The sequence below is a fragment of the Lactiplantibacillus fabifermentans DSM 21115 genome (assembly GCF_000498955.2).
GTDB lineage: Bacteria > Bacillota > Bacilli > Lactobacillales > Lactobacillaceae > Lactiplantibacillus > Lactiplantibacillus fabifermentans.
Genome location: NZ_AYGX02000149.1, coordinates 1 through 8,172, shown reverse-complemented (window position 1 = coordinate 8,172; position 8,172 = coordinate 1). Strand labels below are relative to the sequence as shown.

Genomic DNA, 8,172 nt, shown 5'->3' with positions numbered 1-8,172 from the left:
CAGGTTATGCTGAACAATTTGTCCAAAAATTCGGATTAAATTTGCAATCTACCGTAGTCATAATTAATTACCCCTCATTTTTAAAAGTTTAAACGAAAAAAAGTCGTCCTGAATTGATTGTGAAAATCAATTCAGGACGACTTTGGTCGTGGTACCACCTGAGTTCCAAGTCATATGACTTGCTCAAAGCAACGGTGAGTGCCCTCACGATTGCCAACTGCGATAACGGGCAGTTACGACGGTAGCCGTTTAGCTAAGCCTCACGAATACGAACTCCAACCAAGACCATCTTCAGTTACTTAACTGGTATCGTTCCACCAACCCGATACTCGCTTGACAGCGCCATAACTTACTCATCTTTTAATCGTTCTTTAATGTTGAATCTATATTACCGAGTTTTATTTACAAAGTCAAATTTAATTTTAAGGCGAGGGGCCGCTCGCCCGTGTCAATAAGGACAATGCTATAATGACAACAAGTAAAAGATTTGGGGGTTCTTGGATGGATCGAATAATTCATTTTTTAAAACGGGACGATGTTGATTTGTACTTAACACTGGCGTTTTTAATCGTCGTCGTCTACTTGATGCGCGGTTTTGCAACGGTAATCTTGTTAACGACTATTTTCGCTTTTTTAGGCGTTAAGGTCAGTCATTGGTTGAACTTAAAAACGCACATTCCTTATTGGATAGCCGTGATTATCGTTTATATTTTGGTGATAGCGATTTTTGTCGGGGCGTTATCGTATGCCGCACCAACCTTAGTCTCACAATTGAAAGTTATTCCGGACATGGTGGCTAAAGCGATTACTAATCATCCGGTGTTGAATAAAAATATTGATACTTGGGTCAATAAAGCGATTCACAGTAGTGAGCTGATTCAAAATAGCAAGTCGATTTTAGCGACAGGAATTAAAGAACTTAGCAATGTCGGGACCGGCTTCACCCACGTGATTTTAGCCATCTTCTTGAGCTTCATCTTCACGTTGACGCGCGGTCGGATGATGAGTTTTGGCCGGCAGTTCTTAACGTCCAAATTCAGCAAGTTCTTCGGCAATGTCTATTACTTAACGCGCAAATTCGTTTTGATTCTGGGCAAAATTATTGAAACGCAATTAATCATTTGTACGATTAACACGGTGTTGATGACGATTGGCTTCGTGATTATTGGGATGCCAAGTATTATGGTCTTGTCGATTATTGTCTTCATCTTAGGCTTAGTCCCCGTTGCCGGGGTACTATTATCGATGATTCCATTGACGTTACTAGCGTTTGCTTCCGGTGGGTTAATGCGTGTTGTTTGGATTATCGTCTTAGTTATTTTGATCCATGCCTTTGAATCCTACTTCTTACATCCACGGTTAATGGCTGACCGGACTGATTTACCGGTATTTGCCACTTTCATTACGTTGATTATCATGGAAAGTTTGTTAGGAGCCTGGGGTTTAATTGTCGGGATTCCAATCGTGGCGTTCTTCTTAGACATTTTAGGCGTCCAAGATTCCGAACAAAAGCGCGTCACTTCCAAACAAAGTGGCAACTAATTAGTGATTAATAAAAATGATTTTGGAACATCAGTCTTTGAATGTTGACCTCCAGCAAGTTAAAGTGTTTCGCGTACCGGGACCAGCTGGCGCCAAAGAGCGGTCGCCAGCTTCGCTTTTGAGCTCAGCCAAGCCCGCTAATCTCAAAAGACGTCCTTGTTCTAAGCCGAGAAAACCACTCGACTAAGAACAATATCGGCACGTTCACACTTTAACTTGCTTCCGGGATGTCATCGTTTGATTGCGCTTATTATTTGAACAGTACAACAAGCGGCCGTCACCACATTTTTGGTGACGGCCGCTTGTTGTGTTTGAATGAAAATTGTAATTTAGCTGTAGGTCAGCAGTAATGGAAGTTGCCATGAAAGTGGTGTTAATGGCGGTGTTCTTCCGACATTTACAGCACTGACATCTTTGGGAGATTGGTGGGGTTGGCCGAGCTCTAAAGTGAAGTTCGAGACCGCTTCTCAGGCTCGAACTGGTCGCCATGGCTACTGGAATTACTGCTGACCGGAAGCGGCAAGTAGCCGCAAATTAACTGTTCGACTCAATCAAGCTTGTGGCGGGCGCATTTGATGATGGACCGTCTTGTTTTTTAAGGTGCGATCTGTCGCGGGGGTCGTGAATAAGGGGACCGTTTCTTCTAAGACATCACTGAATTCCAAGCCATACCAAACTGCTGGCGATGGCGTGATGTTTTGCAATAAGACCCGACCGCCGATGAGCAACCGGTCTAAGCTACGCATCGTGGGATAACTGGCGAGGTCCATAAATTGTTGATTTTGCACGACGAATTTAAAATCGCCCACTTGCCGATGCTTAACCGTTCCATAATGCGGATGCTGCGGGTCGATAATTTGGTGGTCAATCAAGTAGTTGACGATGGACCGCAAATAAATCGTGACGTGTTGTGACTTTTTGAAACCTAAGTTTAACTGGACTTCGACGATGTTGCGGGTACCCAACATATCAACGGTATAGTTACAATCGTAAGGTTGATTGGTCTCGTTAATCGTAATAAACCAGTAGACTTTAGCACGTTTCGGACGTTTGTCTAAGATGGAATATAAGATGGCGCGTTTGACGCGATGTTGCTGGTTAACTTTGGCTAAATAAACTAAATTCGTCGCAAATAACGGAATTCGGTCATCGTGGCTGAGTTGGGTCAATTGTTGGCGATAGTCTAATAAGCTCGCGGTTTCAACGTCTTGATTGTAATGAATCCGCCGCCGGTTACCGAAGTACCAAGTGACCATAATTAAGAAAATGATTAAGGTCAAGCCGAGTGTTAAATAACCCCCGTGAATAAATTTCGTTAAACTGGCGATTAAAAAGACCGTTTCTAATGTTCCGAATCCCAGCAATAACGCCCAAGCCGCGTGACGATGGCCTTTCATTTGTACCCAGTGGGTCAGTAGAATCGTAGTCATCAACATCGTGATCGTAATAGCTAGACCGTAAGCGGCTTCCATGTGTGCCGACGTTTGGAAGAGCCAAACAATCGTCAGTGTCACGAGACAGAGTAGCCAATTGACGGCGCCAATATAAATTTGGCTGCGCACGTTGCTGGGATGTTTGATGGTCATGCGTGGCAAAAACTTGAGACCAATCGCTTCATCGACTAATGTGTATGAGCCGGTAATCAAGGCTTGTGAGGCGATGATGGCGGCTAAGGTCGCTAAGATAATCGCAGCGACGCGCAAACTTGCGGGAATCATTTCATAAAATGGATTTAGGTTCGTGGCGTTGCGGTAGGCCGGCAGTTGATAGTGGGTAATAATCCACGCCCCTTGGCCCAAGTAATTTAAAATCAGAGTCGTATAGACAAACGGCCAAGTCGCATTAATATTGGCTTTACCCACGTGGCCCATGTCAGAATACAAGGCTTCAGCCCCCGTTGTGGCTAAAAAGACGCTCCCGAGAATGAAGATGCCCATTTTATTAGTTGGACTGAAGAGGACTTGCAGCGCGTATACCGGTGACAAGGCGCGCAAGATAGCGGGGGCCGTTTGGATATTGACGGCGCCAACTAAGCCGATGGCGGTGAACCATAGCAACATGATTGGACCAAAGGACTTGCCAATCTTGGCCGTGCCGAGGGCTTGAATCGTAAATAGGACTAGCAAAATAGCGGTGACCGTTAGCGGTATTAATAAAGGATGGTTGCTAAAGCTAGTTAATGCGGGGAGCCCGCGCAATCCTTCGACCGCCGAAGTGACGGTGACCGCGGGCGTTAAGGTACCATCGGCTAAGAGCGCTGCACCGCCAATCAGCGCAATCAAAATGAGCCATTTGGCCCGATGTCGCACGAGGGCGTAGAGGGCAAAGATGCCGCCTTCGTGGTGGTTGTCGGCACGTAAGGCAATCAAGACATATTTGACGGTCGTAATTAGCATTAACGTCCAAAAAATCAATGAAACACAGCCAATGACATAGTCGGGTGTCGCTTGTTTGAGGGCGCCTGCGTCATTAATAATCGCGTTCATGACGTAGAGTGGTGACGTCCCAATATCCCCATAAACCACGCCTAAAGTAATCAACATCCCAAATAACGATCGTGTTTGAATCCGCTGTTGCAGTTCCATCCCGAATCAGCCCCCTATCACGCATCCTAATTGGTGATTCATATTATACTAGTCGGGGTTAGCAAGAGTTATCGAACTCGCTTAGATTAAATAATTTGTATAAATTTTGCAATCTTTGCTTGTAAGCTCAATTAAAAAGCAGTGCTTATTAGTTGGTAGGGCACATAAAAAAGGATCATCGCGACGGTCAGCGGTGATCCTTATAGGTTTTTAGGGGAGTTATCAATTTTAATCAGGGCACTATTTTTCAGCTGGTTTGTCCGTTTCCGTCTTGATGACGGCTGGGCTGAGTTTGGAGTGCTTGATGGAATAAGTGAAGTAAACCACCATCCCAATCGCTAACCAGATGACGAAACGTAACCAAGTAACGGGTTTTAAGTTAATTAGGAGAAAAACACAAGCGATAATCGACATGATTGGCACGAATGGGACCCACGGTGTCCGGAATGGCCGGCGTAAGTTCGGTTGGGTCTTGCGTAGCCGTAAGACTGAAAATGAAACGAGGACAAACGCAGTCAAAGTCCCGATATTAACTAATTCAGCTAAGTCTGCTAATGGAATAAAGCCCCCGATGATGGCGGCGATAACACCAAATAAGACCGTTGAAGCAACGGGCGCGCCACTCTTCTTACTGATACGACTGAAGAGTGGGGACAATAAGCCGTCGCGCGACATTGAAAATGAAATCCGCGTTTGGCCGTATAAGCAGACTAACATGACCGTGGTCATTCCTAAGATTGCGCCTAAGTCGACGACGCCTGCTAACCAGTTTTGACCGGATAAGACTAACACGGCGGAAATCGGATGATCGATATATTTAGCAAACATCCGGAAAGGCACCACGCCGGTCATGATTGCCGAAACCGCGACATATAAGACGGTACAAATTCCTAAGGATAATAACATGGATTTTGGCAGCGTCTTGGACGGTTCCAACGTTTCTTCAACACTCGAAGAAATTGCGTCAAAACCAATGAAGGCAAAGAAGACGCTCGAAGCGGCCCCAAAGACGCCTTTCATCCCGTATGGCAATAATGGTGTCCAGTTGGCGGGTTTGATAAAGCGGACTGCGGTGAAGATGAAGAGCAATACCACGCCGAGCTTGATAATAACCATAATATTGTTGACGCGTTTAGTTTCTTTAACACCTAGTGATAAGAGCACGGTAATCAAAATAATGATAGCAAAGGCGGGTAAGTTGAAATAACTGTGGACGCCGGCGACTGATCCAGGCGCGGCCGTCAATGCGGTTGGTAGTTTTAAACCAAACCCACTTAAGAACGATTGAAAATATCCGGACCAGCCCGCGGAAACGGTCGACACGGCGAATAAATATTCCAACATCAAATCCCAGCCGATAATGAAGGCGACGATTTCGCCTAACGTCGTGTACGAATACGTGTAGGCCGAGCCACTTTCCGGAACCATGGCGGCAAATTCAGCGTAACACAACGATGCAAATAAGCAGGCAATCGCCGCTAAGACGAATGAAATCATCAACCCCGGTCCGGCGGTCAACGCGCCAGTCCCAGTCAACACGAAGATCCCGGTCCCGATAATTGCGCCAATCCCTAACATGGTCAAATCAAACGTTTTGAGTTCTTTTTTCAAAGGACTGTGATAGTTCGCTAACATTTCCCCAATATCTTTTTTACGAAGCAAATGCGTGTGTGTTAAATCCATGTTCATCGCCCCATTTCGATTTGATGATAATTATTCTAATCGGATTTGAAAATATTACACTAGCCAATCCAACTAAAAAAATAATGAAATATAGGGATAATAACTATATTTGTTTCAAAATAGCCGAATGATCGGGTATTGTTTGCCAATAAAGTTAATATCTAACTAATTCTGACCAAAAAGCATCAGTATCGTAATCACTTAATATCAAGAGATTTATGACGTTGTCCTGACAAAAGTTTTGTTAGGTTAATTTTATGGGTGTGAGTAATATTTGGCACAAAAAAAGACTGACGATTGCCAGCCACAAGAAATTAGCGGTGTCGCTGATAATAATGATAAGCGACCGCTAACAATATTAAGATGAGTAAGATGCCGATGGCGCCTTTGGGACCGGCAACTCGCTCGGATAAATGAAACATCCGAATCGGGCCGAGCCCGTGGATTCCTAAGACTGCTAACATGATACGCGCCCCCTTGACGGCATTATCATTGATTTGAACCAAAAAAGCAACGAATCGCTTCGCAAATCGTTATTATCTCACGGCCAAGTGCGTTAAAATGAATTTATCATTAAATTAGGGTGGGTGCCTCAATTGCAATATATTTTGCCAATCTTTAATGCAATCGTCGTTTTGAACGCGGTTGCTGCGGTCATCACGGTCTTTCGTGATCGACGCGATATTGCGGCGACTTGGGCATGGTTATTAGTTCTGATCATGATTCCAATCATCGGCTTTATCGCGTATGCCTTTATCGGCCGTAAACTACCGAAGAACCGTCTGTTCCGTTTAAAAAAAGAAACTCAAATCAGGCTGGAGCAGATGATCCAGCGTCAACGTGATGAGTTGGGTAATGAGCTGATGCCAGCCGATGCCGTTACGAGTTCGGTGCGCGGGATGGTCAGTCTGTTTTTAAATTCTGACGGCGCACTGTTGAGTCGGAAGAATCGGGTCAAGATTTACACGGATGGTCATGAAAAATTTCATGCTATGTTCCAAGATATTGAAGCGGCTAAAAAACACGTGCATATTGAATATTACACGTTTTATAACGATAAAATTGGGAATGAACTCTTGCGTCTCCTTGAACGGAAGGCGGCAGAAGGCGTCGACGTGCGGGTCTTATATGACCCATGGGGTTCCATGGGGACGTTCCGCAGTTTCTTTAAGCACTTGGAAGAATTAGGGGGCCACGCGCGGCCATTCTTAGGCGCCCATTCGGCTGTCTTAGATTTCCGTTTGAACTTCCGTGATCACCGTAAAATCGTGGTGACAGATGGTCGGGTTGGTTACGTCGGCGGCTTTAACGTGGGCGACCAATATTTAGGCCGTGACAAGAAGTTCGGTTACTGGCGCGATACGCATTTGCGCATCGTCGGTTCCGGGGTCTTCGAATTACAAGAACGTTTTATTCGTGATTGGAATGCCACCGATGCCGAACATCGGATTGACCCAACGTCGGAAATGTTCCCTGTGATTAAAGTAAAAGGGAACACCTCGTTACAAATCGTTTCGAGTGGTCCAGATAATGATGGGCAACAAATCAAGATGGGTTATATTAAGATGATTATGACCGCGCAACACCGGTTATGGATTCAATCCCCATACTTGATTCCGGATGACTCGGTGCTTGATGCGATTCGGATTGCAGCCATGTCCGGTGTTGACGTGCGTATTATGGTGCCGGACAAGCCGGACCACGCTTTCGTGTATCGGGCAACGCAATACTATGCCCATGAGCTCGCGGAAGCCGGGGTTAAGATTTATTACTATAATAATGGTTTCATTCACGCTAAAACGATGGTCATTGATGGCCAAGTAGCCTCAGTCGGGTCAGCTAACATGGATTTCCGGAGCTTCAAGTTAAACTTTGAAGTCAACGCCTTTCTATACGATACCGACTTAGCCGAACAACTGGAAACCATCTTCTTAAAGGACCAAGCCTTAAGCAGTTTGATTACGGTCCAAGACTTTAAGAATCAATCATTCTGGTTGAAGTTCAAACAAACTTTCTCACGGCTGTTGTCACCAATTTTATAATCAAAAGAGTGGTCCCCTAGGTGGAATAAACTGCCTAGGGGACCACTTTTCGAATGTGAACCCTCCAGCCGGCTGATTGCAAGACTATTAGAAGTTTAGAATGTGTTAACGGGATGGCTATGGTGAACCTTATCTTCAAGACTAAAAATTAACATGCTGATGCAACTTGCGTAGTAGCTGTCATTACAGCTGCAAAATTATAAGATTTAGTTTGTTACTAAAATAACGGCGAAGCATTGTTAAAAATGTTTCGCCGTTGTTTTGGTTATATGGTAGATTGTAAAATTAATCCGAACGCTGTTCGGACAAAAAAGATCAGC

5 protein-coding genes are annotated in these 8,172 nt (G+C 44.8%); 2 read left to right on the top strand and 3 right to left on the bottom strand.

Features of this window, described 5'->3' with window-relative positions; all coding sequences use genetic code 11:
• Positions 1-501: 501 nt before the first annotated feature.
• The gene (locus DY78_RS12615; RefSeq protein ID WP_024624779.1) at positions 502-1,542 is read left to right on the top strand and encodes an AI-2E family transporter; all 1,041 of its coding nucleotides are present in this window, start codon (positions 502-504) and stop codon (positions 1,540-1,542) included.
• A 551-nt stretch (positions 1,543-2,093) separates the two neighbouring features.
• On the opposite strand, the gene DY78_RS12610 is transcribed toward DY78_RS12615, so the two are convergent.
• The 3 genes from DY78_RS12610 to DY78_RS16470 form a co-directional block, all read right to left on the bottom strand.
• Positions 2,094-4,127 carry a KUP/HAK/KT family potassium transporter gene (locus tag DY78_RS12610; RefSeq protein WP_029778977.1) on the bottom strand — a complete coding sequence of 678 codons (2,034 nt, stop codon included), beginning with the start codon at positions 4,125-4,127 and terminating at the stop codon, positions 2,094-2,096.
• A 240-nt stretch (positions 4,128-4,367) separates the two neighbouring features.
• The gene (locus DY78_RS12605) at positions 4,368-5,810 is read right to left on the bottom strand and encodes a branched-chain amino acid transporter BcaP (RefSeq protein WP_024624777.1); all 1,443 of its coding nucleotides are present in this window, start codon (positions 5,808-5,810) and stop codon (positions 4,368-4,370) included.
• 314 nt (positions 5,811-6,124) lie between these two features.
• The gene (locus DY78_RS16470; RefSeq protein WP_169817092.1) at positions 6,125-6,274 is read right to left on the bottom strand and encodes a hypothetical protein; all 150 of its coding nucleotides are present in this window, start codon (positions 6,272-6,274) and stop codon (positions 6,125-6,127) included.
• Between the two features lie 132 nt (positions 6,275-6,406).
• On the opposite strand from DY78_RS16470, the gene cls reads away from it, so the two are divergent.
• The gene (gene cls / locus DY78_RS12600; RefSeq protein WP_024624776.1) at positions 6,407-7,852 is read left to right on the top strand and encodes a cardiolipin synthase; all 1,446 of its coding nucleotides are present in this window, start codon (positions 6,407-6,409) and stop codon (positions 7,850-7,852) included.
• Positions 7,853-8,172 lie beyond the last annotated feature (320 nt).

What these genes read in the sequence shown, in the direction of transcription:
- DY78_RS12615 (WP_024624779.1), top strand. Translation starts at nt 502, where the DNA reads ATGGATCGAATAATTCATTTTTTAAAACGGGACGATGTTGATTTGTAC.
- DY78_RS12610 (WP_029778977.1), bottom strand. Translation starts at nt 4,127, where the DNA reads ATGGAACTGCAACAGCGGATTCAAACACGATCGTTATTTGGGATGTTG.
- DY78_RS12605 (WP_024624777.1), bottom strand. Translation starts at nt 5,810, where the DNA reads ATGGATTTAACACACACGCATTTGCTTCGTAAAAAAGATATTGGGGAA.
- DY78_RS16470 (WP_169817092.1), bottom strand. Translation starts at nt 6,274, where the DNA reads ATGTTAGCAGTCTTAGGAATCCACGGGCTCGGCCCGATTCGGATGTTT.